At 58.1% G+C, this 26,256-nt stretch carries 25 protein-coding genes; 22 read left to right on the top strand and 3 right to left on the bottom strand.

The genetic code is table 11. The features are described from left to right. Positions 1 to 31: 31 nt before the first annotated feature. Entirely contained in the window at positions 32 to 478 is a 447-nt protein-coding gene (locus ACUVTU_RS00400) for a hypothetical protein (RefSeq protein WP_445887974.1), read from the bottom strand. Next, the gene (locus ACUVTU_RS00395; protein ID WP_445887973.1) at positions 479 to 1,201 is read right to left on the bottom strand and encodes a nitrite reductase; all 723 of its coding nucleotides are present in this window, start codon (positions 1,199 to 1,201) and stop codon (positions 479 to 481) included. A 279-nt stretch (positions 1,202 to 1,480) separates the two neighbouring features. On the opposite strand from ACUVTU_RS00395, the gene ACUVTU_RS00390 reads away from it, so the two are divergent. The 3 genes from ACUVTU_RS00390 to crcB are packed head-to-tail and all read left to right on the top strand — an operon-like array spanning position 1,481 to position 2,726. Next, entirely contained in the window at positions 1,481 to 1,951 is a 471-nt protein-coding gene (locus ACUVTU_RS00390) for a universal stress protein (RefSeq protein ID WP_445887972.1), read from the top strand. Continuing rightward, positions 1,948 to 2,367: a fluoride efflux transporter FluC gene (locus ACUVTU_RS00385; protein WP_445887971.1), complete on the top strand. Its 420-nt coding sequence runs from the start codon at positions 1,948 to 1,950 to the stop codon at positions 2,365 to 2,367. Before ACUVTU_RS00390 ends, ACUVTU_RS00385 begins: the two co-directional genes overlap by 4 nt. After that, on the top strand, positions 2,364 to 2,726 hold the full coding sequence (crcB, locus tag ACUVTU_RS00380) for a fluoride efflux transporter CrcB (protein ID WP_445887970.1): 363 nt from the start codon (positions 2,364 to 2,366) through the stop codon (positions 2,724 to 2,726). The genes ACUVTU_RS00385 and crcB overlap by 4 nt, the downstream gene beginning before the upstream one ends. 120 nt (positions 2,727 to 2,846) lie before the next feature. On the opposite strand, the gene ACUVTU_RS00375 is transcribed toward crcB, so the two are convergent. Then, a complete protein-coding gene (locus ACUVTU_RS00375; RefSeq protein ID WP_445887969.1) occupies positions 2,847 to 3,965 on the bottom strand; it encodes a PRK06851 family protein in 1,119 nt (372 codons plus the stop codon). A gap of 134 nt (positions 3,966 to 4,099) precedes the next feature. Between ACUVTU_RS00375 and ACUVTU_RS00370 the strand changes: the two genes are divergently transcribed. The 19 genes from ACUVTU_RS00370 to tsaB all read left to right on the top strand — a co-directional run bounded on the left by ACUVTU_RS00370 (position 4,100) and on the right by tsaB (position 26,254). Further along, a complete protein-coding gene (locus ACUVTU_RS00370; protein WP_445887968.1) occupies positions 4,100 to 4,318 on the top strand; it encodes a hypothetical protein in 219 nt (72 codons plus the stop codon). Positions 4,319 to 4,378: 60 nt separating this feature from the next. Then, positions 4,379 to 5,515 carry an asparagine synthetase B family protein gene (locus ACUVTU_RS00365; protein ID WP_445887967.1) on the top strand — a complete coding sequence of 379 codons (1,137 nt, stop codon included), beginning with the start codon at positions 4,379 to 4,381 and terminating at the stop codon, positions 5,513 to 5,515. Positions 5,516 to 5,651: 136 nt separating this feature from the next. Then, the gene (locus ACUVTU_RS00360; protein ID WP_445887966.1) at positions 5,652 to 6,227 is read left to right on the top strand and encodes an ANTAR domain-containing response regulator; all 576 of its coding nucleotides are present in this window, start codon (positions 5,652 to 5,654) and stop codon (positions 6,225 to 6,227) included. A 233-nt stretch (positions 6,228 to 6,460) separates the two neighbouring features. Further along, positions 6,461 to 7,783, top strand: coding sequence for a glutamine synthetase family protein (locus tag ACUVTU_RS00355; protein WP_445887965.1), 1,323 nt, complete (start codon positions 6,461 to 6,463; stop codon positions 7,781 to 7,783). 139 nt (positions 7,784 to 7,922) lie between these two features. Then, on the top strand, positions 7,923 to 9,503 hold the full coding sequence (locus ACUVTU_RS00350; RefSeq protein ID WP_445887964.1) for an FMN-binding glutamate synthase family protein: 1,581 nt from the start codon (positions 7,923 to 7,925) through the stop codon (positions 9,501 to 9,503). A gap of 307 nt (positions 9,504 to 9,810) precedes the next feature. Next, positions 9,811 to 10,395: an ANTAR domain-containing response regulator gene (locus ACUVTU_RS00345; protein WP_445887963.1), complete on the top strand. Its 585-nt coding sequence runs from the start codon at positions 9,811 to 9,813 to the stop codon at positions 10,393 to 10,395. 35 nt (positions 10,396 to 10,430) lie between these two features. After that, on the top strand, positions 10,431 to 11,762 hold the full coding sequence (gene glnA, locus ACUVTU_RS00340; RefSeq protein WP_445887962.1) for a type I glutamate--ammonia ligase: 1,332 nt from the start codon (positions 10,431 to 10,433) through the stop codon (positions 11,760 to 11,762). 304 nt (positions 11,763 to 12,066) lie between these two features. Beyond that, positions 12,067 to 13,398: a type I glutamate--ammonia ligase gene (gene glnA, locus ACUVTU_RS00335; RefSeq protein ID WP_445887961.1), complete on the top strand. Its 1,332-nt coding sequence runs from the start codon at positions 12,067 to 12,069 to the stop codon at positions 13,396 to 13,398. Between the two features lie 214 nt (positions 13,399 to 13,612). Further along, entirely contained in the window at positions 13,613 to 18,208 is a 4,596-nt protein-coding gene (gltB, locus tag ACUVTU_RS00330; RefSeq protein ID WP_445887960.1) for a glutamate synthase large subunit, read from the top strand. 16 nt (positions 18,209 to 18,224) lie between these two features. Then, entirely contained in the window at positions 18,225 to 19,709 is a 1,485-nt protein-coding gene (locus tag ACUVTU_RS00325) for a glutamate synthase subunit beta (protein ID WP_445887959.1), read from the top strand. A gap of 138 nt (positions 19,710 to 19,847) precedes the next feature. Next, entirely contained in the window at positions 19,848 to 21,056 is a 1,209-nt protein-coding gene (locus ACUVTU_RS00320; protein ID WP_445887958.1) for a sensor histidine kinase, read from the top strand. Positions 21,057 to 21,101: 45 nt separating this feature from the next. Beyond that, positions 21,102 to 21,602: an acetolactate synthase small subunit gene (gene ilvN, locus ACUVTU_RS00315; protein WP_445887957.1), complete on the top strand. Its 501-nt coding sequence runs from the start codon at positions 21,102 to 21,104 to the stop codon at positions 21,600 to 21,602. A gap of 177 nt (positions 21,603 to 21,779) precedes the next feature. Further along, positions 21,780 to 22,052, top strand: a complete 273-nt coding sequence (locus tag ACUVTU_RS00310; protein WP_018084713.1) for a CopG family ribbon-helix-helix protein — start codon at positions 21,780 to 21,782, stop codon at positions 22,050 to 22,052. 1 nt (position 22,053) lies between these two features. Beyond that, the gene (locus ACUVTU_RS00305; protein WP_445888043.1) at positions 22,054 to 22,404 is read left to right on the top strand and encodes a type II toxin-antitoxin system PemK/MazF family toxin; all 351 of its coding nucleotides are present in this window, start codon (positions 22,054 to 22,056) and stop codon (positions 22,402 to 22,404) included. A 76-nt stretch (positions 22,405 to 22,480) separates the two neighbouring features. Continuing rightward, positions 22,481 to 23,218, top strand: a complete 738-nt coding sequence (locus tag ACUVTU_RS00300; RefSeq protein ID WP_445887956.1) for a gamma-glutamyl-gamma-aminobutyrate hydrolase family protein — start codon at positions 22,481 to 22,483, stop codon at positions 23,216 to 23,218. Positions 23,219 to 23,221: 3 nt separating this feature from the next. After that, a complete protein-coding gene (locus ACUVTU_RS00295) occupies positions 23,222 to 24,397 on the top strand; it encodes an amidohydrolase (RefSeq protein ID WP_445887955.1) in 1,176 nt (391 codons plus the stop codon). A 165-nt stretch (positions 24,398 to 24,562) separates the two neighbouring features. Then, positions 24,563 to 24,973, top strand: a complete 411-nt coding sequence (locus tag ACUVTU_RS00290; protein ID WP_445887954.1) for a response regulator — start codon at positions 24,563 to 24,565, stop codon at positions 24,971 to 24,973. A 119-nt stretch (positions 24,974 to 25,092) separates the two neighbouring features. Continuing rightward, positions 25,093 to 25,569, top strand: a complete 477-nt coding sequence (tsaE, locus tag ACUVTU_RS00285; protein ID WP_445887953.1) for a tRNA (adenosine(37)-N6)-threonylcarbamoyltransferase complex ATPase subunit type 1 TsaE — start codon at positions 25,093 to 25,095, stop codon at positions 25,567 to 25,569. Then, entirely contained in the window at positions 25,550 to 26,254 is a 705-nt protein-coding gene (gene tsaB, locus ACUVTU_RS00280; RefSeq protein ID WP_445887952.1) for a tRNA (adenosine(37)-N6)-threonylcarbamoyltransferase complex dimerization subunit type 1 TsaB, read from the top strand. The genes tsaE and tsaB overlap by 20 nt, the downstream gene beginning before the upstream one ends. The last annotated feature ends 2 nt before the right edge of the window (positions 26,255 to 26,256 follow it).

Here is a 26,256-nt window from a genome sequence, read left to right as displayed (position 1 = left end):
GGTCCTCCCCAATGGGAGAACCCTTGCCTTATTATTTTTTATAGGCAGCGGCCAGGCTGGCAGCCAGTTCGGGGTTGAGCTCTTTGATCCTGGCCAGATACATGAAGACGCTGCCCGGGTAGTCCACACTTTCAGGCAAAACGCAGTGTTCCAGAGTGTGGCGCACCAGGGCGATGACACAATCGTCGTTATGGTTGTCCCGGCATTCTTTGCACTGGCGGCAGGTTTCGGCCAGGGCCGGTGCTACCGCGTCATGATAGTAGGGTTTGAAATCGTTTTGGGGAATAAGCTTTTCCCCGCCGGGAATGTTGTAGCAGTTTTTACTGCGGGCAAATTCCAGCACTTTGCGGGCATAACCCACCAGGCAGGCCGATTTTTGACACTGGCCGGCCTCCTGCTGGTCGCAGTGCGCGCATATACTCAGCAGCGGCTGGAGCAGAGCGTTGTAATCGATGGTGTTGTTTTTCTCTACAGCCATTTATTTCACCTCTTCCTGCTGCAGAAACTGCACAAAGTCGGCGGCAGGTTGCTCTGGCTCGCTTTCGGCCAGTTCGGCCGGGGGCAAAAACTGATCCAGCCCCACCCGCTGGATGGTGCGGCCCAGCTTCTCCCGCGGTTGGGCCAGCTCCCGGAAGCGGGTCAGGATGTGGTCGAGCAGCTTTTGCGCTTTTTCCGCACTGACCCTCCGGGCGATGACCTGGCCGTGCCGGGGGTTTTTGCTGCCGCCAATGCCGCCCACAATTACATCGTATACATCCTGGCCGCTGGCCAGCAGGCCGAAATCGGCACAGTGGGGATCCACACAGCCGCGCGGGCAGCCGGCCACGGCAATTTTGAAATCCTTGGGCACTTCCTGACCCAGGTATTTTTCTTGCAGCTCAATGGCCAGGTCCAGAGCATTGGCAATAGCCCGCGGGCACAGGGCGGCATTGCCGGCGCAGCCTTTAACCGCTCGCACTACGTTGCCGTAGGGGGAAACTACCAGGCCCAGGGCGGGCAGGCCGGTTAGCAGGACCGGTACCTTATCGGAGGGTAAGACCACCACCATGGTCTGCCGGCTGGTCATCTTGACCCGGAAGGCTTCTGCCTCCTGAATCAGCCGGGCCAGGCCGGAAAGCTGTTCCGGGGTCATGACGCCGCAGGCGGCCACCAGGTCTACTGCTACCAGACCGCATTTTTGGACGAAAATTCCTTCTCCCATTCCAGCACCTCTTTCTGTGATCAGCCTCAAGGCCTTAATATTGTTTTTCAGTATTCCATTAATTGTCTGGTTGGTTATTATTATATAGCAAACATATTTGTCTGTCATGTTGTGATTGAACAGCCCTATGGAGGCTTTAGGGAGGAAGATTGTTGCCTCCCAGTGCCCGGGGCCGGCACTGTTTTCACGATTTTTCTCAGAGTTAGGCGCAATGGGATGTTATTGACCCTGCATTTTACAGGTGCTATAGTTTAGAAGGACAGGAGGAGGTGGCGATCATTGTCCGGCAAAATACTGGTAGCTTTTGACGGTTCGGAACCATCCATGCTGGCTGTGCGCTGGGCTGCCCGCATGCAGCGGTTAATGCCCGGGGTGGAGTGTGTGGTGCTGGCGGTGGTCAGCTTTACCGGTGAGGAAGCCGCTTTTCTGGGGGCCAGTGCCGGTGCCATTGAACTGGCCCGGGAAAAGCTGCAGGAAAAACTGCAGTCTGCTGTTCGTGAGGCGTTTCCTAGCAGAAGCCAGTCCTGCAGTATGGTGCTGCGGGAAGGTGATCCGGGACGGGAGATTTTGAAATATGCGGCTGAAAATGCTGTGGCCCATATCGTCCTGGGCTCGCGGGGACTGGGTGGTATCAAGGGGGCCCTGCTGGGCAGTGTCAGCAGCCGGGTGCTGCGGGAAGCGACCTGTCCGGTGACCGTGATCAATCCTCGGGCGGCTCAATATCTGACCAGAGAGGGAACAGATTCATGAGAATCATCATTAGCGTGGGGTGCGGCGGTGTACTGGGGGCGCTGGCCCGCTACGCCATGGCTCTGGCCGGTAATACACCGGGTGCCTGGCCCTGGGGGACGCTGGCGGTGAACCTGCTGGGCAGCTTTGGGCTGGCCTTTTTTTTGACCGTGGTGCTGCAACAATTTTACCATTACACCTGGCTGGCGCCGGCCGTGGCTACAGGTTTTATCGGTTCTTTTACCACCTTTTCCTCGCTCAGTGTGGAGATGGTCAGACTGTCCGGCGACCATCCGGCAGTGGCGTTGCTCTATGTGCTGGTCAGCTTCTGGCTGGGCCTGGGGCTGGCCTGGGTGGGGCGGCGGCTGGGCTACCGGGTGGTAGACTGGTTGGAACGGCGGCGGGAACGGTACGGCGGAAGGGGGGAACAATATTGAGCCAGGCGTGGTATGTGGCGGCCGGTGGTTTTGCCGGGGCAGTATCCCGCTATCTGGTGAGCAAGTACACAGCTCGTTACTGGCGGGGCGATTTTCCCCTGGGCACTTTTCTGGTCAATATTGCCGGCAGTTTTTTGTTGGGGTTGCTATTATTGCATCCCACCCCGCCAGTACAGCTTTCCCCACAGCTGGTAACCGGACTGTCGGCTGGTTTTCTGGGTTCTTTTACCACCTTTTCCACCCTGGAGCTGGAATCGCTGCAGTTGCTGGAGAAAGGGCGCTGGCGTATGGCCGCGCTCTATGTGGCCGCCAGTTTCGCCCTGGGTTTCAGTGCGGCCTGGCTGGCCCGAGATGTATAGTTATTGTTATGAAAACAAATGAACCAAGAAAAAACACCCCGGCGGCAAGATACGGCCGGGGTGTTTTTTTCAGCGGTGGCCGGTGCGGGCCAGTAGTGGGTGAACAGGTTTTTTACCTGTTCACTTCGCCTTTCCCTGTTCTGCCGCGTAGCCCAGGATGCGCTGCAGGATGGCCTGACGGCGGGCGGCGATGGCGGTGAAGTCCATGGCCGGGATATAGTAGGTTTCCATGTGGTCATGTTCGGCTTTGGCCCGGGCGATGTATTCCACCGCCAGCTCCATGCAGCGGCGGTACATCTCGCGGGCGGTAGTTTTCTCTGCCAGATAGTGTTCGTTGAGTACCGGGTTGACAAACTGCATGGTGTCAATCACCGTGTCCTGCGGTTTGGGCTGGTAATAATGGGGTTCCACCGAGTTGATGATCGCCACATCCAGGGCCGGGATGACCAGGTGTTCCACCTGGGAGGGAGTTAAAGCGCAGTGGTAGGCTTCTACGTGGAAGCCGCGCATCATGGCGGCGTCTTTCAAACGGGCCACCAGGGTGGTCTTGCCCGTACCGTCGTCACCGCTGATGATATAGCGTTTGCCCAAGTGTCCGACAATGGTTTCCAGATGGCTGACCGGGCCCTGGGGAGTGATGGCGGTGGCAAACAGGTGCCGGGCGCGCGGCTTTTCGGTCTGGCGCTGCTGGCCGTCGAAGATCTCGTGTACCAGCTCCAGGCAGAGTTTATCCAGCCCACCGGTGTCCAGGGCCTGGGTATCCTGATAGTAGGACTCCACTTCGTCCAGGAAGAGTTTGGCAGCAGCCAGGTAACTGTAAGCCCGCCGGAACAGGCGGCCTACTTCCCGGTTGCTGGCCAGTATTTCTTTTTTATGCCGGCGCAAGTTTTCTTCGTCCCAGTAATCGCCCAAATGGACTATTTCATCCACCGCTCCCGGGTTCTTGGGGTCCACAACATGCGGGGCCGTGCCGTCCAGCAGGGCCACCCCGATGGCGGGAATGACCACACCGTCCATGGAGTTGTTGTCAGACGAACAGCAGTGGAACTCTACATCGTAACCTTTTTCTAGCATGGCTTCGCCAATTTTGCGCATAAATGTGCTCTTACCCACACCCGGCCCACCTTTGATCACAAAGATGCGGGTGGCATCGGCAGCAATAATGTAATCATAAAAAGAGTAAAACCCCTGGGAAGTGTTGCCGCCGGGAAACACCTTTTTTAGTCTGCCCTGTGCCATTATTTGCCCTGACCTCCTCATTTAACATTTGCCAGGCAAACAAAAAGGCACCATGAGGGAAGCGTGCAGCTCTTCACGGCGCCGTTGCCTGAAGAAAATACCCGCTATAGATATATGCATCTGGCCGGTTTTAGGTGCTAAATCTATTTTACACCCGGCAGGGCAGTTCATTTTTGTTTGCCTCCGAACTGAAAGGATTGCTGGCCCATCCGCTGGTATCTCCCGTGGTGGATCGGGAAGGTCTGGCCGAAGTGCTGGCCCTGGGACCTTCGCGCACACCGGGACACGGCGTTTTCCGCGGGTTGCGGGAACTGCTGCCCGGTGGTTTTTTGCAGGTTACGCCGGATGGTTAGCGGTTCGGGCGCTACTGGCAGCTGGTCAGTCAGCCCCACACCGATCCTCCGGAGCGAACGGTGGAAAAAGTACGGTATTTGCTGGAAGACAGCATCATCCGCCAGCTGGTCTCCGACGTGCCGGTGGGAACGTTACTTTCCGGTGGACTGGACTCCAGCATCATTACGGCCATAGCCTCCCGGGCCGCACAGCGGGAGGGTAAGCCGGCGCTACCCACTTTTTCCATAGAGTTTACCGAAGATGAGCAGTTCTTTCAAAGCGACGATTTCCAGCCCTCTGCCGATACCCCCTGGGTGGAAAAGGTGGCCGGGTATTATCAGACCGATCACCTGCGCTTCCTGGTAAACCCGGCGGAACTGGTGGATGCCCTGACGGCCGCGGTGCGGGCCCGGGATCTGCCCGGCATGGCCGATATTGATGCATCGCTGCTGCTTTTCTGCCGGCAGATCAAGCAAAAAGTGACCGTAGCCCTGTCCGGGGAATGTGCCGACGAGGTCTTTGGCGGCTATCCCTGGTTTCACCGTCCCGAGTTGAACGGGGAGACATTTCCCTGGATCCGGGGGGTGGAGGAAAAAAGCCGCTTGCTGGCGCGTGGTCTGGCGGCCGAGCTGGACATACCCGGTTACATCCGGCAGCGTTATCTGGAAACAGTGCAGCAGGTGCCCCGTCTGCCTGGGGAAAATGAAGCGGCAGCCAGGCAGCGGGAGTTGACCTATCTCAACTTGTACTGGTTCATGGCCACGCTGTTGGATCGCAAGGATCGCATGAGCATGGCCAGCGGGCTGGAGGTGCGGGTGCCCTTTTGCGATCACCGCCTGGTGGAATATGTCTGGAATATCCCCTGGGAGTGGAAAACGATGCAGGGCCGGGAGAAAGGACTGCTGCGCCGGGCGGTAATCGATCTGTTGCCCGAGGCTGTGCTCTGGCGGCGCAAGAGCCCTTATCCCAAAACCCATCACCCGGCCTTCCGGACGGCGGTCCGGCAGTGGCTGGGCAATTTGTTGGAGGAAACCGGCGCGCCGCTCTGGCAGATCATTGATCGGGAAGCCGCGTTAGACCTCTGGAAGCGGGAAGCAGCGCTGGATGCTGCCTTGCCCTGGTTCGGTCAGCTGATGGGACGGGTGCAGTTAATGGCCTATCTGATCCAGCTGGATATCTGGCTCAGGATGTATCGGGTACAATTGCTGGGGGAATAAAAATTGGCTGAAAGATGGCGCGGGGCGAGTCCCGCTTTTTCTTTGCTTCTTGCCTGGAGGCGAATTATGATATAATTGGGTTTAAATAAGGGCGTATTCTTCAGACAAAATCTAAGTATTCAAGAAGGACACGGGCATGTATGGAACCAGAATTGTCATTGCCGATGCTGATATGGGGTTCCGGCGGGCTATAAAAGAGGTTATGCGGCATCTGGATTACGTTTGTGTGGGCGAAGTGGCCGAGGCCAGGGCGGCGTTGCAGCTGGTTTTTCAAACCGAACCGCATCTGGTGGTGCTGGACCCCTATCTGCCAGGCAGTGAAAGTGTGGATATTTGCACAATTATAGACGAGCACAGGGTGGCCCCCATTGTGGCGGCAGTGGAAGCGAAACCGGCGCTGTTTCAGGAGGTGGCCGCTTATCCGGGAGTGTATGGCTTGCTGGGCAAGCCCTTGCATGAGGAAGCGCTCTGTCCGGTGGTGGAGGTGGCGCTGGCCACTTTTGCCCGGGTGAAAAACCTGCAGCGGGAACTAAAAGATCTGCGCCGGGAGCTGGAAACCCGCAAACTGGTGCAGAGGGCCAAGCTGCTGCTCATGGAGAAGAAGCAGATGACCGAAAAAGATGCCCATAGATACTTACAAAAACTGGCCATGGACAATGGTTTGCCCATGGCCAAAGTGGCCCAGCGGGTGATTCTGGCATTAAGCCTGTAGTGAGGGCGCAGGGAGCAATGATGAAGTATACAATATTAAATCACATTTTCTCTTGCAAATGCAGCGTATGCTGGTAAAATAAATAACAATAGTGCGCGCGGGACAACGGCGTCCCAGCACGGGCCTGGTGGAAAAGCGCTAAGCTTTTAACCAGCATTGCCTGTGTGCGGGCTTTTTTTGTTTTTTGTCGCCTTTTGCGTACCGCGCCACTGGATGGAGGTAGGCTTTAGCCCATGCGCTTATACACGGCCGAAGATGTGCTGGAAAAAGTCAAGGAGAACAATGTCAAGTTTATCCGCCTGCAGTTTACCAGTATGCTGGGTACATTGAAAAACCTGGCCATCACCGTGGAAGACCTGCCCCGGGCCCTGAACGGGCAGGTACGTTTTGACAGCTCGGTGGTGCTGGACCGGGTGGGCAGCTATGAGTCCGATATTTATTTGCTGCCCGATCCAGGTACCTTCATGATTTTCCCCTGGCGACCGCGGGAAGGGGCGGTGGCCCGCCTGCTCTGCGATGTACTGCAGCCCGATGGGACGCCCTTTTTTGCCTGCAGCCGCTCCATATTGAAAAAGTGCCGGCAAAAGGCTATGGCCGGCGGCTACCAGCTGCAGGTGGGGGCGGAAGTGGAGTTTTACCTGTTTCACCAGGATGAGCAGGGGCGTCCGCTGACCAGCACTCACGACCGGGCCGGTTATTGCGACCTCACCCCGGTGGATCGAGGGGAAAACGCCCGCCGGGACATGGTGCTCACCCTGCAGGAAATGGGCTTCGATGTGGCCACCTCCCACCATGAAATCGGGCCCGGTCAGCACGAGATTATCCTTAAAGATGACGATGTGCTGGCCATGGCGGACAACCTGATCACCTTCAAGTTTGTAGTGCGCACCATTGCCGGGCGGCACGGCCTGCATGCCTCTTTCATGCCCCGTCCTCTGAACTATGCTAACGGCAGTGGCTTACACCTGTTCCTTTCCCTCTGGCGGGATGGTGATAATGTGCTGGCCGATCCCGGGAGAATGCGGGGACTGAGCCCGCTGGCCGAACAGTTTATTGCCGGCATTCTGCACCATGCGCCGGCCCTGACCGCGCTGGCCAATCCCCTGGTTAACAGCTATAAACGCCTGCGCAGCAGCCCCATGGTACCCTGCCTGACCGGCTGTGCCGAACAACTGCGGGCGGCCATGTTGCGGGTACCCGCCGGTCGAGGTGCTGACACCCGTCTGCTCTTGCGCAGTCCCGATCCGGCCGGCAATCCCTATCTGGTACTGGCCGCAGTGCTGGGCTGCGGGCTGGACGGGGTGGAAAACGGGCTGGTGCCCTGCTGGCTGCCGGACGAGGAACCGGCTGACAGGTGGGAGCAGCTTTACCGGGAATACTGCTTGCCGGTAGATCTGGCCGGGGCGCTGCAGGCTCTGGAGGGGGACAGGCTGCTACTGGATTTGCTGGGGGCCAGGCTGGCCGAACATTACCTGCAGTATAAGCGGGAGGAGTGGCAGCGTTACCAGTCCACTGTGCACGAGTGGGAGATCAATGAATATCTGGTAAACTACTAAGATCGCCCTGATTTAATGCCCCGGTTTAATTTTTATTAATGTTTGCGGAAGGCTCTGTTGTTTGCGGATGGTGGGCAGCGTAAAAAAATAAATGCTGCCTGTAAATAAATAATCATGTTTTGATCAGGAGGATGGAAAAATGAGCTACAGCAAGGGAGTCAATGCCAGTGCGGCAACGCTTACCAAACTGCGCACCGGGGAAAGCCGCTGCCCCTACAGCGGCATGTGCGTCACCTGTCTGGACGGCTGTCCGGGCCTGTGCGAAATCGGCAAGTCGGCTGTCCGGGGTAAGGAAGTGCTTTACCCGCAGCCGTTCGGCAAGATCACTTCCGCTTCCGAAAAGGACTACCCCATTGACTACTCCCACTTTAACATTATGGGTACCGCCGTGGGGGCCCACGGTATAGAGCCCGATCCGGACAAAGCCATTTTCCCCGCGGTCAATCTGGAGACCCGCCTGGGGCAGAATGGCGACCTGGTGCTGGACCTGCCCATTGTGATTGCGGCCATGGGTTCCACCAATGTGGCAGCCGACAATTGGGATCATCTGGCGGCCGGTGTGGCCATTTCCGGTTGTGGTATTGCCATAGGCGAAAACGTGTGCGCCATGGACCCCAATGTGGAGATCAAGGACGGCCGGGTGGTGCATTCTCCCAACCTGGAGCGCCGGGTGAAGGACTTCCAGAACTGGTCCCACGGCCGGGGCTTTGTGGCGGTACAGGCCAACGTGGAGGACACCACGCTCAAGGTGCAGGAATATGCCCTGGAAAAACTGGGCGTGGAAGCTGTGGAGCTGAAGTGGGGCCAGGGGGCCAAGGACATCGGCGGCGAGGTCAAGCTGAACACCCTGGAGCGCGCCTTGCAGCTGAAGAGCCGTGGTTATATAGTTCTGCCCGATCCCACCGATCCCAAAGTGCAGGAAGCATATAAGGCCGGTGCTTTCGCCGAGTTTGAACGCCATTCCCGCATCGGCATGGTGGAATACGAGTCCTTCATGGCCCGGGTGGAAGAACTGCGCCGTTGCGGTGCCAAATACGTCTTCCTGAAAACCGGTGCTTACCGGCCGGCCGACCTGGCCCGGGCGGTCAAGTACGCCTCGGACGCCAAACTGGATCTGCTCACCGTGGACGGTGCCGGTGGCGGTACCGGCATGAGCCCCTGGCGGATGATGAATGAATGGGGTATTCCCACTGTGTACATCCAGGCTCTGCTGGTCAAGTACCTGGATCGCCTGGCGGCCAAAGGAGCCTATGTGCCACCGGTGGCCATTGCCGGCGGGTTTACCCTGGAAGACCACATGTTCAAAGGCCTGGCCATGGGTGCGCCCCACATCAAGGCCATCGGCATGGCCCGTTCCGCCCTTACCGCGGCCATGGTGGGCAAAAACATCGGGGAAGCGATCAAGTCGGGCAAGATCCCGGCCGAGTACAAGAAATACGGTGAATCCCTGGAGCAAATATTTGTCTTTGCCTGCGAGCTGAAAAACAAACTGGGTGCCGAAGCCTTTGCCCAACTGCCGGTGGGAGCCATTGGCGTGTACTCCTACTTCGAGCGCCTGGCCCAGGGCCTGCGCCAGTTCATGTGCGGCGCCCGCAAGTTTGCGCTTGACTACATCACCCGCGATGATATCGCCGCTCTGACCAAAGAAGCCGCGGAAATCTCCGGCATCCGCTACATCATGGATCTGGATGCTGAAGAAGTGGAGCAAATCCTGGGTTGATGATTGGTTTGTGTTAAAAATGGATTAACCGCGGGAAAAATACTTGCCATACGGTTTGGTTAGCAGTATAATCAGCTTATAAAAGTTATAGTGAAGATACAGCGCTGTATCGGCAAATTGGCAACGATGCCCTGACAGGGATGCATGTCTCTGTACAGGGCATTTTTATTTGACCGGCGCTGGCCACGTCCGGTCAAAAGGAGGGCAGTGTTTGTAGCAAGATGCATGTTTTGCCGGTGGAAAAAGAAGGGTTATAATAAATAAGCCGGGCGGCAGGTTTAAATAGCAGTTGGGGAGGCACACCGAGGTGGCCGAGTACAGGATTGTGCTGGTAGACAGTGATGCCAGCTGGAGAAAAAACTTCAAAGCCATGCTGGTAAAGCTTGGTTACTGGGTGATTGGCGATACCAGCGATGGCCTGACGGCGCTGAAAATGGTGCGGGCCCGCCAACCCGACCTGGTGATCGTTGATGCGGGTTTAAGTGGCATTGATGGTTATGAGATAGCCAGGATCGTTTATGAGGATAAACTGGCTCCGGTGATCATGACCACATCCACCCCCGGTCTGGTGCTGGTGGAAAAGGCCCGGGAAGCCAGAATAGCCACGCTGCTGGTCAAACCGGTGGATGAAGCTGCTCTCCTGCCGCTGATTGAACTGACCATGACCAATTACCAGGAAATCGTGCGCCTGGAGAATCAGGTCAAAGAGCTGAAGGAGGCGCTGGAAACCCGCAAACTGGTGGAAAAAGCCAAGGGCATTTTAATGCAGAAACTGGGGCTCAGTGAACCGGAAGCCTTCAAGCGAATGCAGCGGCAGAGTATGAACAAGCGCATTTCCATGCGCCAGGTGGCCGAAGCCATTATCATGACCTACAGCCTGCAGGGTGATTGACCGTCAGGCAATATATAGCAAAGGATGGTTGATTTATGGAAAAAGCCTTGAAAAATGAAATAATGAGCAAAGCCAGGGAAATGCAGGTGAAATTCATCCGCCTGCAGTTCACCGATATCTTCGGCGTATTGAAAAATGTGGCCATTACCATTGAGCAGCTGGAAAAAGCCCTGGACGGCGAGCTCATGTTTGACGGATCTTCTATTCACGGTTTCACCCGCATCGAGGAGTCCGACATGTACCTGCGTCCCGACCCCAACACCTTTGTGGTCTTCCCCTGGCGGCCCCGGGACGGGGCGGTGGCCCGGCTGATCTGCGATGTGTACAACCCGGACGGCACGCCCTTTGAAGGAGACCCGCGTTACGCTTTAAAAAGAGCCATTGCCGAGGCCAAAGAGCTGGGTTACACTATGTATGTGGGACCGGAGTGCGAATTTTTCCTCTTCCAGGTGGATGAAGAAGGCCGTCCCACCCTCAAGACTCACGACAAAGCCGGCTACTTTGATCTGACGCCGGTAGACATGGGCGAGAACGCCCGCCGCTCCATGGTGCTCACCCTGGAAGAAATGGGCTTTGAAATCGAGGCTTCCCACCACGAGGTGGCACCCGGGCAACATGAAATTGACTTTAAGTATTCCGATGCGCTGGACACGGCGGACAAGATCGTCACCTTCAAGTTTGTGGTGCGTACTATCGCCCAGCGGCACGGTTTGCATGCCACCTTTATGCCCAAACCCATCTTCGGCATCAATGGTTCAGGCATGCATACCAACCAGTCGCTCTTCCGGGGCAATGAGAATGCCTTTTTCGATCCGGGCGCGCCGGACGGACTGAGCCGGGAGGCCAAGTATTATATCGGCGGGATTATGAAGCACGTCCGGGCAATGGCCGCCGTGACCAACCCCACGGTCAACTCGTACAAACGTCTGGTACCCGGTTATGAGGCCCCGGTATACATCGCCTGGTCGGGCCGCAACCGCAGCCCGCTGATTCGCATCCCAGCCAAGCGCGGCCTTTCCACCCGCATTGAACTGCGCAACCCCGACCCGTCCTGCAACCCCTACCTGGCCCTGGCGGTTTGCCTGAAAGCTGGTCTGGACGGAATCAAGAACCAGATTGTTCCGCCGCCGCCCTGTGATCGTAACATCTATGTGATGACCGAAGAGGAGCGGGCCGAACTGGGCATCGGTAGCCTGCCGGGCAGCCTGATTGAAGCGGTGGAAGAAATGAAACGGGATGAAGTGGTGCGGGCGGCCCTGGGCGAGCATATCTTCACCAAACTGGTGGAAGCACAAACCAAAGAATGGGATGCCTTCCGCACCCGGGTGCATCCCTGGGAAGTGGAAGAGTATTTGAGCAAGTTTTAAAGTCTTTTTTCCATCCTCTTGATCTGACCCGCCATCTGGCGGGTATTTTTTTAGCAATCACATTAAAAGTATATTGTATTTTTGGCGGTTATGAACAAACAGCCCTTTATTCGCCGGCCTCTTTTATGCTATACTTAACCTAAATCAGCAATTGCCTGTAAAATGCTGTTGCATACGACCGGTACAACGTGGTACCATATAAGGGCAAGGGAGCCTGCTGGCACAGAAAGAGGCGAGGTGTGTCTCTTTAGTGTGGGGGGCTTTTTTTTGTAAATGATATTATAGAAAGGTGTGCAAACCCCAAGTGCCTCGACTGTCGAACGACGATGTCCGCAGTTTAGCCAAAGAGCTGGGTGTAAAATTTATCCGTTTGCAGTTTACCGACATATTTGGTGTACTTAAAAACGTTTCCATCACTGTGGAACAGCTGGACAAGGCGCTGGCCGGCGAGTTGATGTTTGACGGGTCCTCCATAGAAGGGTTCGTGCGCATTGAAGAGTCCGATATGTACCTGCGCCCCGATCCCAACACTTTTGTGGTGTTTCCCTGGAAGCCGCGGGATGGAGCGGTAGCCCGCCTGATCTGTGATGTATACACCGCCGACGGAGAGCCTTTTATCGGCGACCCGCGCTATGTGCTCAGACGAGCGGTGCAGGATGCGGCGGCCCTGGGCTACACCATGAATGTAGGACCCGAGGCCGAGTTTTTCCTCTTTCATGTGGATGATGACGGGCGACCCACCACCATAACCCACGACCGGGCCGGTTATTTTGACCTGACTCCGGTGGACCTGGGCGAAAACGCCCGCCGGGACATGGTGCTGACTCTGGAACAGATGGGTTTTGAGATTGAAGCATCCCATCACGAGGTGGCACCCGGTCAGCACGAGATAGATTTCAAGTATTCCGATGCGCTGGATATAGCCGATAAAGTGGTTACCTTCAAGTTTGTGGTGCGCACCATCGCTCAGCGGCACGGTCTGCACGCCACTTTTATGCCCAAACCCATCTTCGGCATCGCCGGGTCGGGTATGCACTTGAACCAGTCGCTGATGAAAGACGGCAACAACTGTTTTTACGACCCGGACGCACCCATGCAGCTCAGCCAGGAGGCCCTGTGCTATATTGGCGGCCTGATGCGGCACATTCCTGCCATCACCGCCGTGACCAATCCCACGGTGAACTCCTACAAGCGTTTGGTTTCGGGTTATGAGGCGCCGGTATATGTGGCCTGGTCGGCCCGCAACCGCAGCCCGTTGATCCGGGTGCCGGCCAAGCGGGGCCAGTCCACCCGCATCGAGCTGCGCAGTCCCGATCCCTCCTGCAACCCGTACCTGGCCCTGGCCGTTTGCCTGCGGGCTGGCTTGGACGGGATCAAGAACCGGATTATGCCGCCGCCGCCCTGCGACCGGAACATATACGAAATGACCGCCGCCGAGCGGGAGGAGCTGGGTATCGGCAGCCTGCCGGCCGACCTGGACGAGGCCATGCGGGCGCTGGAGCAGGACGAAGTGGTCAGAGATGCTCTGGGCCCCCATGTGTACGAGCGGTTTATGGCGGCCAAGCGCATTGAATGGGATCGCTACCGTACCCAGGTGCATCCCTGGGAAATTGAGGAGTATTTGAGCAAGTTCTAGAGCCGGAGGGTTATTCGGCCGGCTTTTTTAGACCAAGTACAAGGGTGTACGCATTCGGGCAAGGACGTCCGAAAAGAAAGGAGCACACAGTGTCTTACTGTGCCGTCCTTTCTTTTCGGGCGTTTTTTGTTTTCTTGGGGCCAGGGTTTCGGTGCGGCCCGGTCAGGGCACTGTGCTAATTGCCCGCCAATTTCCAACGGGGAGGTTATAAATTATGCAGCCCAAAGGACTGCCCTGTGCTCAGGGAATGTACGATCCGCAGTTTGAGCACGATGCCTGCGGCATTGGCTTTGTAGCCGACATCAAAGGGAGGAAGTCCCACGCCATCATTCAGCAGGGATTACAAATATTGCGTAACCTGGATCACCGGGGAGCCCAGGGAGCGGAAAGCGATACGGGTGATGGAGCCGGTATTCTGCTGCAGATACCCCATGCTTTTTTATCCAGGGAATGTGCCGGTTTGGGGTTTACCCTGCCCGCGCCGGGCACCTATGGGGTGGGTATGCTCTTTTTACCCCGCCAGGCCGAGCTCAGGCAGCAGTGTACGGAAATAGTGGCCCGGGTGGTGCGGGAGCGGGGCATGCGGCTCCTGGGCTGGCGCGACGTGCCGGTGGACCCGGACGTGCCAGGTGAAACCGCCCGCGCGGTAAGGCCTTTTGTGCGCCAGGTGTTTATTACGCCGTCCGAGCCGCTGTCCGATCGCCTGGCTCTGGAGCGCCGGCTGTATGTAATCCGCCGTCTGGCGGAAAAAGAAGTGGCCCGCCTTTGCCCGGCAGGCGCGGTAGATTTCTATTGGGTGAGCCTTTCGGCCAGCACGGTGGTATATAAGGGAATGCTCACTCCGGAACAGCTGGACCGGTTTTATCCCGATCTGCGCCGGCCGGAGGTGGAGAGCGCCCTGGCGCTGGTGCATTCGCGTTTCAGCACCAACACCTTCCCCAGCTGGCACCGGGCCCATCCTTACCGCTATATCATTCACAACGGTGAGATCAACACGCTGCGTGGCAACGTCAACTGGATGCACGCGCGGCAGAAAATGTGCCGCACGGACATCTTCGGCGTGGACATCGAGGAGATTTTGCCCGTGATCGATCAGGCGGGCAGTGACTCGGCCATGCTGGACAACTGCCTGGAGTTTTTGTACCTGGCTGGCCGCTCCCTGCCCCATGCCGTGATGATGATGATTCCCGAGCCCTGGCAGAACCACGAGAGCATGAGCGCCGAGAAGAAGGCTTTTTACGAGTACCACAGCTGCCTGATGGAGCCCTGGGACGGACCGGCCGCCGTGGCTTTCACCGATGGCCGGTTCATCGGTGCAGTGTTGGACCGCAACGGTCTGCGGCCGGCCCGCTACTACGTGACCAGCGATGATCTGATTGTACTGGCTTCCGAGGTGGGCGTACTGGATATTCCGCCCCAGCGGGTGGTGCTGAAAGAACGCCTGCGTCCCGGCCGCATGTTGCTGGTGGATACCGGGGAAGGGCGGATCATCAGCGATGAGGAGCTGAAACATCAGATGGCCGCGGCCCGGCCCTACCGGCAGTGGCTGGACCAGCATCTGATCAGCCTGGAGGATTTGCCGCCGGCTCCCCGCCCGGCCAGCGCGACCGGGTTTTCCCCGGGGCAGTACCAGAAAGCTTTTGGTTATACCCATGAGGAACTGGTGAAAATGCTGGCTCCCATGGCCCGGGACGGTGTGGATCCGGTGGGGGCGATGGGCAATGATGCGGCTCTGGCGGTGCTGTCCGAAAAGCCGCAGCTTTTGTACAACTATTTCAAGCAGCTGTTTGCCCAGGTGACTAACCCGCCCATCGATGCCATCCGGGAGGAAATCATCACCTCCACATTGACCACCATTGGGCCGGAGAAGAACCTGATCGATCCGCAGCCCGACAGCTGCCGCCAGATCAGGATCAAGACGCCCATTCTGAGCAATGAGGAACTGGCCAGGCTGCGCCATGTACAGCGAGAGGGCTTTGCGGTGGAGACCCTGCCCATACTCTTTCCGGTGCAGGAGGGGGGCGACGGGCTGGAAAGGGCGCTGGAGGAACTGTTCCGCCGGGCCGATGGGGCCATCGCCCGGGGAGCCAATATTCTGATCCTTTCCGACCGGGGGATTAACCGGGACCTGGCGGCCATACCGGCCCTGCTGGCCCTGTCCGGTCTGCACCACCACCTGATTCGCCAGGGCACCCGCACCAGGGTGAGCCTGCTGCTGGAGTCGGCCGAGCCGCGGGAGGTGCATCATTTCGCCCTGCTCATCGGCTACGGCGCGGCGGCCATCAATCCCTACCTGGCCTTTGCTGCCCTGGAGGATCTGGTGAGAAGGGGTCTGGTCACCGGAGTGAGTGCCGGTGAAGCGGTGAAAAACTACATCAAGGCCGTGACCAAGGGTGTGGTCAAGGTGATGTCCAAGATGGGCATTTCCACCATCCAGAGCTACCGGGGGGCACAGATCTTCGAGGCGGTGGGTATTGACCGGGATGTGGTGGACCGTTACTTTACCTGGACGGTCTCCCGCCTGGGCGGCATCGGTTTGGCGGAAATGGCCGAGGAAGTGCGCCTGCGCCATATGAAGGCTTTTGGCGAAAACGAGCTGGAGATCGTGCTGGATACCGGCTCCACCTACCAGTGGCGCCATGACGGCGAGCAGCACCTGTACAACCCGCAGAGCATTTTTACTTTGCAGCAGGCCTGCCGGCAGGGCGACTATCAGCTGTTCAAGCAGTTTACACAGCAGATCAACAAGCAGACCCACCGCTATTGCACACTGCGCGGTCTGCTGGAATTCAAAAAACCACTCCAGCCCGTACCCATAGATGAGGTGGAACCGGTGGAGAGCATCTGCCGCCGCTTCAAGACCGGGGCCATGTCCTACGGTTCCATCAGCCAGGAGGCCCACGAATGCCTGGCCATAGCCATGAACCGCATTGGCGGCAAGAGCAATACCGGTGAGGGCGGAGAGGATCCGGCCCGCTATATCCCCGATGCCAACGGTGACCTGCGGCGCAGTGCCATCAAACAGGTGGCGTCGGGCCGTTTCGGAGTGACCAGCCATTATCTGGTCAATGCCGATGAAATTCAGATTAAAATGGCCCAGGGGGCCAAGCCGGGGGAAGGCGGCCAGCTGCCGGGGGCCAAGGTTTATCCCTGGATTGCCCGGGTGCGCAACTCCACTCCGGGGGTGGGGCTGATCTCACCGCCGCCCCACCACGATATTTATTCCATCGAGGATCTAGCCCAGTTGATCTTTGACTTGAAAAACGCCAACCCGCGGGCCCGCATCAATGTCAAGCTGGTCTCCGAGGCCGGCGTGGGCACGGTGGCTGCCGGGGTGGCCAAAGGGCGGGCCGATGTGGTGCTGATTAGCGGCTATGACGGCGGCACGGGGGCATCGCCCCGTACCAGCATCCGCCACGCCGGCCTGCCCTGGGAACTGGGTCTGGCCGAGACCCACCAGACGCTGGTGCTGAACAAACTGCGCGATCGCATTGTGGTGGAAGTGGACGGCAAACTGATGACCGGCCGGGATGTGGTGATCGCCGCCCTGCTGGGTGCCGAGGAGTTCGGCTTTGCTACGCTGCCGCTGGTGGCCCTGGGCTGTGTGATGATGCGGGTGTGCAACCAGGACACCTGTCCGGTGGGCATCGCCACCCAGAACCCGGAACTGCGCCGGAACTTCCGGGGTGACCCGCAGCATGTGGTCAACCTGATGCACTTTATCGCCCGGGAAGTGCGGGAGATTATGGCCGAACTGGGCTTCCGCACCATAGATGAAATGGTGGGGCGCACCGATCTGCTGGATGCCACCCTGGTGGAGCGGCACTGGAAAACCCGGGGTCTGGACTTGAGCCCGCTTCTGTACCAGCCCCCTCTGCCGGCCGGCACGCAGCGTTACTGCTGCCGGGCTCAGGAACACGGCCTGGAAAAAACCCTGGACCACACTGTGCTGCTGGATATTTGCCGTCTCGCTCTGGAGGAGCGAAAGCCGGTGGAAGCGCGGCTGCCGGTGCGCAATATTCACCGCGCGGTGGGTACTATTCTGGGCAGTGAAGTAACGCGGCGCTACGGTGAGCAGGGGTTGCCCGAAGATACTATCCGCTTGCATTTTACCGGTTCGGCCGGTCAGAGTTTCGGAGCCTTTGTGCCCCGGGGCATCACGCTGATCCTGGAGGGAGATGCCAACGACTATACCGGCAAGGGCCTGTCGGGCGGCAAAATTATTGTTCTGCCGCCGGACGGGGTTGACTTCGCTCCTGAAGAAAACATCATCATTGGTAACGTAGCTTTTTACGGGGCTACGGCCGGTGAGGCTTACATCCGGGGCATGGCCGGCGAGCGGTTCTGTGTGCGCAACAGCGGCGTACACGCCGTGGTGGAGGGTACAGGCGATCACGGCTGCGAGTATATGACCGGCGGGCGTGTAGTGGTACTGGGCAGGACCGGCCGCAACTTCGCTGCCGGTATGTCCGGGGGCATAGCCTATGTGCTGGATCTGGAAGGCAGCTTTGCCGGCCGCTGCAACAAAGAGATGGTGCTGCTGGAAAAACTGACCGACAGCCGGGAAATTAACGAAGTGAAAGATATGATTATGCGGCATGTACACTACACCAGAAGCCAGTATGCCTGGCGCATTCTGGCCCACTGGGAGGAAATGCTGACCCGTTTCGTGCGAGTGATCCCCCGCGACTACAAGCGTATGCTGGAAGCCATGGAGAGGGCGCGCCGGAGTGGTCTGACCGGCGAGGAAGCCGTTATGGCCGCCTTTGAAGAAAACAAGCGGGATAAAACCCGGGTCAGCGGTAACTGAAGGGAGGCGCAGGCTGATGGGTAAACCGGGTGCATTTCTGGAATACCGGCGGGAAGTGCCGGCGGAAAGACCGCCGCTGGAACGGATTAAAGACTGGCAGGAATTCCGCCTGCCCCTGCCGGAGGAAAAGCTGCGGCAGCAGGCGGCCCGCTGCATGGACTGCGGCGTGCCCTTCTGTCACAGCGGTATGGTGCTGGGCGGCATGATTGCCGGCTGTCCCAACCACAACCTGATTCCCGAGTGGAACGATCTGGCCTACCGCGGGCTGTGGCGGGAGGCTCTGGAGCGGCTGCTTATGACTAACAACTTTCCCGAATTTACCGGCCGGGTTTGTCCGGCGCTCTGCGAGGGGGCCTGCACGGCCGGCCTGGTGGGCAAGCCGGTGTGCACGAAAAGCATTGAATGGTCGATTATTGAGAAGGCCTATGCCCAGGGGTGGATGACTCCGCGGCCGCCCCGCCGCCGCACGGGCAAAAAGGTGGCGGTGGTGGGCTCCGGTCCGTCCGGCCTGGCCTGTGCTGACCAGCTGAACCGGGCTGGTCACTTGGTGACCGTGTTTGAGCGCAGCGACCGCGCGGGGGGCCTTTTGATGTACGGTATTCCCAACATGAAGCTGGATAAGCGCCTGGTGCAGCGGCGGTTGGATTTGATGGCCGCCGAAGGGGTACGCTTTGTTACCGGTACTTTTGTGGGACGTGATTATCCGGCCGAAAAGCTGCTGGCCGAGTTCGATGCAGTGGTGCTGTGCTGTGGCGCTACCCGGCCGCGGGATTTGCCTGTACCGGGGCGGGATCTGTCCGGCATCCATATGGCCGTGGACTACTTGAGTGCCAACACCCGGAGCCTGCTGGACAGCGGTCACCGGGACGGTCGCTACATTTCCGCCCGGGGCAAGGACGTGGTGGTCATCGGGGGCGGTGATACGGGTACCGACTGTGTGGCCACCGCCCTGCGCCAGGGCTGCCGCAGCGTGGTCCAGTTGGAGATCATGCCGCCCCTGCCGGTGCGGCGGGCGCCCGACAACCCCTGGCCCCAGTACCCCCGGGTTTACAAAGTGGACTACGGCCAGGAGGAGGCCGCCGCCCTGTTCGGCAGCGACCCGCGCCATTACTGTGTACAGACCAGGGCCTTTCAGGGCGATGAGCAGGGCCGGGTGCAGGGCGTGCTGACCGTGCAGCTGGAGTGGGTGAAGGATGCCTACGGTCGTCCGGTACCGCGGGAAATTGCCGGCAGTGAAAAGCTCTGGCCGGCCCAGCTGGTGCTTTTGGCCATGGGGTTTCTGGGACCCGAGGAGGAGCTGCTGCGCCAGCTGGGGGTGCAGCAGGATCAGCGGGGCCATGTGGCGGCCGAATACGGCAAATTTACCACCAGCGTACCCGGAGTTTTTGCGGCTGGCGACATGCGCCGTGGGCAGAGCCTGGTGATCTGGGCCATCAACGAGGGGCGCGGTGCCGCCCGGGAGTGCGATCGTTTTTTGATGGGCGAAACGCGGCTTCCCTAATAAATGTCGCTTTACGGAGCGGCCTGTACAGGTGTGCAGGCCGCTCCTGTGTGGCTACCGGTTATTGCCGGCAGGTATTTTCCGGTCGGCGGCGAAGTCTTTTTTAGCCGCAGTATTTTTATCCTGGAGGTATTTGCCTTGTCTGGCCAGACGCAAAACCCGCTCTACCTGCTGGAAAATGAAAAACTATTAAAAATTATTAATAATTTTACCCGGGCCACCGATATCACCATCGACATCAATGACGAAAAAGGATTCCCCGTGGTCAGCCACGACTATTTTTACGGTTTTTGCAATTATATCCGCTCCACAGCCGAAGGTCTGCGCCGCTGTATTGCTTCCAATGCCGAAGCGGGTTTTCTCACCGCCCGCACCAGCCAGGTGGCCTACTTCACCTGTCATGCCGGCATGATGCTGGTGGCGGTGCCCATCATGCTGGAAGGTGAGTTCATTGGTTCCATCACCTGCGGGCAGATGCACCTGCAAAAGCCGGATTATCAGGCCGAGGAAAAAATGCTGGCCGCTACTGCGGACCTGGGGCTGGATCGCCAGCTGTTACTGCGCACCTACCGGGAGGTGGCGGTATGCTCGCTGGAAAAATGCCAGGCGGCCACCAGCCTGATCAGTTATATGATCGATTATATCCTGGAATTGATCTATCACCAACGGCAACAGGAAAAGGCGGCCAGCCAGAAAATCCGGGAACTCACCCGGGAAGTGGCGCGGGCCCGTCTGGCTACCGGCCGGCAGACCGCCAGGCTGAAAAAGTTGCAGTCCCACATTCGGCCCCAGTTTATCTACAACACATTGAGCAGCATCACCGGTCTGGTAGAGCTGGAGGAGAAGCACAAGGCTCTGCAGGTGGTCTACAGCATGGCCGGGCTGTTGCGCTACAACCTGGACCGCTACGGCGATCTGGTGGTGCTGGCCGATGAACTGGAGTGTGTGCGCAATTTCCTGACCATCCAGAAGATCCGCTTTTGCCACCGGCTGGAATTCAGCATGCATATACCCGGCAATTTGCATAGCCGGGTCATCCCGTTTATGTCCCTTTTTCCGGTGGTAGAGCAACTGCTGCTTTCTCTGGAGCATACTACCAGTACCCTGCATCTGGAAATTGGCGGACGGGAGGAAAAGGCGGGCTGGCGACTTTATGTACAGACCAACGCCTTTTCCGGGCAAAACCTGGAGCGCAATTTGCGCCACGTGCATTACCGCCTGCAGCTATTCTGCGGCCGGGAGTATGGGATGCGCTGCCAGCAGCTGCCGCAGGGAGAAAGGGTGGAATTGTTCCTGCCCGGCCAGTTAAAAAATGGTGTCGGGAGCGGCTATAAAGTGTTAAAATAAGTGCAATCAATGCTGCCGGGCAGTAGAGTTGGGAGGTTATGGAATATGCGACACACACTGGCTGTTCTGGTGTTGAACAAGCCGGGCGTTCTGGCCCGCATTGCCGGTTTGCTCAGCCGGCGGGTTTTCAACATTGAAAGTATTGCCGCCGGGTATACCGAAGAGCCCGATATCACCCGCATCACCATTGTAGTCCAGGGCGACGACCGCATCCTGGATCAGGTGATCAAGCAGCTCTCCAAATTGATTGATGTGATTAAAATTCACCGCCTGCAGGACGAAGAGGTCATTGAACGCGAACTGGCCCTGATCAAGGTGAAGGCCTGTCCCAACAGACGGTCGGACATTGTGGATATTGTCAGCATTTTTCGGGCTAACATCGTGGATGTGAACCGGGAAACCATGGTCATTGAGCTGACGGGCGATGAACGCAAAATCAACGCTCTTTGTGCTGTTCTGGAAGACCACGGTATTGTAGAAATGGTGCGCACGGGCAAAATCGCCCTCTGGCGCAATCCCAATGCCAGTAAAAATATTGATCAATAACCGGTTCACGACAGGATATGATAAATTAGCAGGCATTGCCAGTTATTATTAAGAGGAATTTTCTCTGCAGAAGCGAATTATTAAATACTGTGTTGCTAACAATATATACATAATCCCGTACCAGTCATGCATATGTATGATACTGACATGGTTGGTGCCGACAGGAGGTTAGCACAGGTGGCCCAGGTGAAAAGGATCATGATTAGTCTTCCGGACAGTCTGCTGGCCGAAGTGGACGGTATTGTGGCGGCGGAAAGGCAAAGTCGCAGCGAGCTGATCCGGGAAGCTATGAAGCTCTATATTGCCGAACGCAAGCGTCGCCTCTTGCGTGAACAGATGAAACAGGGCTACCTGGAAATGGCGAAAATCAATCTGGCTCTGGCGGTGGAGCAATATTGCCTGGAGTCCGAGGTGGCCATTCCCTATGAGCAATTTGCGGAGGCAAAGTAATATTCTGGTACGGCGGGGCGATATTTTTTTCGCTGATCTGAGCCCGGTGGTGGGTTCGGAGCAGGGAGGGACCCGGCCCGTGCTCATATTGCAGAATGACATTGGCAACCAGTACAGCCCGACAACCATCGTGGCGGCTATTACTTCGCAAATCGCCAAGGCCAAACTGCCCACCCATGTAGAAATGGCTGCCGGTCCGGGTGGGCTGGAAAAGGACTCGGTTATTCTGCTGGAGCAAATTCGCACTATTGATAAAAGCCGGCTGATGGAAAAAGTGGCTGCTTTGAACGAAGAGATGATGAAAAAGGTCAACCATGCCATTGAAATCAGCCTGGGACTGGTGGATTTGTAGCCCGTACCCGGCCATAATTTGCTCAAAAGGCACTCCCGTTATGTGAGGAGTGCTTTTTATATGAGGAGGGAAGAAGGTGCGCCAGCCGCTGATTGGCATCAGCTGCCATTATGATGCTGCCCGGCAGGCCTGGCTGCTGGGAGAAGCCTATGCGGCCGCCGTGTACAGGGCCGGCGGCCTGCCGGTGGCTCTGCTGCCCGGTGATCCCGGAGGGGCGGCCGTTATTTTGGAGCGCCTGGATGGGGTTATCCTGGCCGGCGGGGTGGATGTGGACCCGGTACACTGGGGCGAGGAGCCGCTGCCCGGCTGCGGGGAGATTGTGCCGGCCGCCGATGCGTTTGAACTGGCACTGGCCCGCGGTTGCCTGCAGTATGGCAAGCCCTTGCTGGGTATTTGCCGGGGGATGCAGGTGCTCAATGTGGCGGCGGGGGGAACTCTTTATCAGGATATCCATACTCAACTGACTGGTGTGTTAAAACATAGCCAGCAGGCGCCTCGCTCTTATGCCACGCACAAGATCTGCCTGACCGCGGGTTCACTGCTGGACAGATTGCTGGGTTGCCGGGAACTGCGGGTGAACAGTTTTCACCACCAGGCCGTATGCCGTTTAGCTGAGGGCTTGCGGGTGACCGCCCGGTCGGCCGACGGGGTGATTGAGGCGGTGGAGCATGTCGATTGGCCTTTTGTGCTGGGCGTACAGTTCCACCCGGAAGCCATGTGGCAGCAAAGCCCGGTTTTTTTGGAACTGTTTAACGCGCTGGTGCAAGCCAGCCGGGGCGAGAAAATGCCCGGAAATCATTATGTGGGGGTGTGAATGATGCTGGCCATCACAGGGGGAAAAATATATCCGGTCACGGCACCGGTAATTGAATACGGGACCGTGCTGGTGGAAGGAGAGAAAATTGCCGCTGTGCTGCCGGGCCGCCGGGTGCCGGCCGGTGCGCAGGTGATCAATGCCGAGGGGCTGACCGTCCTGCCGGGATTTATTGATGCGCACTGCCATGTGGGCATCATGGAAGAAATTTATCGCCAGGAGGGAGATGATGTCAACGAGGTGACCGACCCGCTGCAACCGCACCTGCGGGCCATGGATGCCGTCAATCCTGCCGATCTGGCCTTTGCCGATGCCCTGGCGGCCGGTGTAACCACGGTGGTGGTGGCGCCTGGCAGTGCCAATGTGCTGGGAGGAGAAATGGTGGCTCTGCACACGGCGGGACGCACTGTGGAGGAAATGCTGATTAAGCAGCCCGTGGGGGTGAAGGCCGCCCTGGGGGAAAATCCCAAGCGCAGTTACGGCAGCCGCAGCAAAGCGCCCGCCACGCGCATGGCGGCGGCGGCCCTGTTGCGGGAGGCCCTGACCGGCGCCGCCGTTTATCTGGAAAAATGGCGGCGCTTTGCGGACGGCAAGGGAGAAGCGCCCGAGAAGGACCTGAAGAAGGAGGCTTTGGCCAGGGTGCTGCGGCGGGAAATTCCGCTGCGGGTGCATGCTCACCGGGCGGACGACATTCTTACCGCCCTGCGCATTGCCCGGGAATTTGACATCAAGCTGGTGATCGAACACTGTACCGAGGGCTACAAGGTGGCCGATATTCTGGCCAGGCATGATGTCCCGGCGGTGATTGGTCCGGTCATCACCAACCGGGCTAAAGTGGAAATGAAAGATATTTCTCTGGCGGCTGCCGCCCGGCTGGAGGAGGCGGGCGTACCCTTTGCTGTGATGACCGACCACCCGGTGGTGCCCGTGCAGTATCTGGCCCTGTCGGCGGGCCTGACCCTGCGGGGTGGACTTTCCGAGACGGCGGCTCTGGCTGCGGTAACCATCCGGCCGGCCGGGATACTGGGGCTGGCCGACCGGTTGGGCAGTCTGGAGGCGGGCAAGCAGGCCGACATAGTGCTCATGCGCGGCCATCCTTTCGACCTGTGCAGCCAGGTGGTGCAGGTGCTGATCAGCGGCCGGACGGTGTACCAGCAACAGGAAGATCCTGTGCGGTGAATACACAATGTTTTCCCGGCGATAAATCGATATGCCCGGCATAATTTCTGAGGGAAATTTTGTTATATGCGGCAGGAGAATAAATTTGCATGTAGAATACTCATTAATGGTAATAAAATGTAAAATTACCATGTAATGTTATGTTTTGTCGAAGGAGAGGGAAAAATGTCGGGCGAGAAAATGCGGCTGGATGTGCTGGTAGTGGATGACCAGCCCGGTGTGCGCAGTTTACTGTCGATTCTGGCTAGCGAGGCGGGACATGTGGTACGGCAGGCCGAAAACGGCCGGCAGGCTCTGGATGAGGTTAAGAAGAAGGCCCCCGACCTGGTTTTTCTGGATGTGCGCATGCCGGTCATGGATGGGCTGGAGGCCCTGGAACGTATTAAGGTGATCGCGCCGCAGACAGCAATCGTGTTGATGTCGGCTTTTGTGGCCGATGAAGCGGTGGAGGGCGCACTGGCCGGTGGGGCTCGCACTTTTATGCAAAAGCCCTTTGAACTGCAGCAGGTTCTGGAACTGTTGGCCGACGTTGCCCGGGAGAAGTTTTTTCCCCCGGCACGGTTAGAGGTGATGTAAGAGGATGATGCTGTATTTCTAGCCGCCTCCGGGAAAAGCTGCGGGGGTGTTTATTTTTTCCTCTGCTGTTTTGTGTTATATTATTACTGCGGAAAATGAACTTGGGCGGGGAAGCTAAATTGGAGTACAGAATACACAGTGATTCTTCCGACAGCACCCGGGAGATCGCCCGGCGGCTGGGTAATATGCTCGAACCGGGTGATGTCATTTGCTTATACGGTGAACTGGGAGCGGGAAAAACCTGCTTTGTGCAGGGACTGGCCCGCGGTATGGGCATAGCAGCCCGGGTGAACAGCCCTACTTTTACTATTGTGAAAGAATATCCGGGCGAGCTACCCCTTTATCACTTTGATGTCTACCGCCTGACCAGTGCTGATGAACTGTTTGATGTGGGCTTTGAAGAATATCTGGCCGGCGGCGGTGTATGTGTGATTGAATGGGCGGACAGGATAGCGCCGGCTTTGCCCGGGGAGCGCCTGGATGTTGAGTTGCGCGTACTTTCACCCGGCGAAAGGGAAGTGGTCCTGCGGGCCTGTGGCCCGCGGGCGGCCCAGATCTTGGAGGGGGTGAGGGCGATTGAATCTGCTGGCCCTTGAAACGGCCACACCGGTAGCTTCCGTCGCGGTGTACCGGCAGGAGCAGCTGCAGGTTTTACACAGCCTGCACAGCCAGAGAACGCACTCGGTGCAGCTTGGGCCCATGATCAAATCCGCTCTGTCCGGGGCCGGTCTGCAGATGACTGACTTGCAGGGGCTGGCGGTGTCCAGTGGTCCGGGCTCTTTTACGGGTTTGCGCATAGGGCTGGCCGTAGCCAAAACTCTGGGCCAGGTTTTGAACATTCCTCTCTGCGGAGTTAGTACCCTGGACGCCCTGGCCTATCGCCTGCGCTTTACCCGGGGCTACGTGTGTGCCATGCTTTATGCCCGGAAAAACGAGGTGTATTACGCCCTTTACAGTTGTGGCGGCGGGCAAATATCCCGGCTCACGCCGCTCCAGGCCGCAGCACCGCAGCAGGTGGCCGGAGAGCTGGCAGGATACGGGGAGGAAGTGCTCTGTGTGGGCGATGGTGTGCTGGCTTATGGGGAAATTTTCTCCCGGGTGGAGAACCTGGTCGTGTCCGGAGGGGCTTTAAATCTGCCGGGGGCGGACTGCATTGCCGAGCTGGGTCTGGCCATGTTGCGGGAAGGCTGCTGGAGCAGCGCTTTTGACCTGATGCCCGAATATGTGCGCCTGTCCGAGGCCGAGGCCAGGCTTCAGGCGCAAAATGCTGGAGGAATATAATT

Source organism: Desulfurispora sp. (assembly GCF_052744395.1).
The sequence above is the reverse complement of the archived record's forward strand: the minus strand, read 5'-3'. Positions and strand labels throughout refer to the sequence as shown.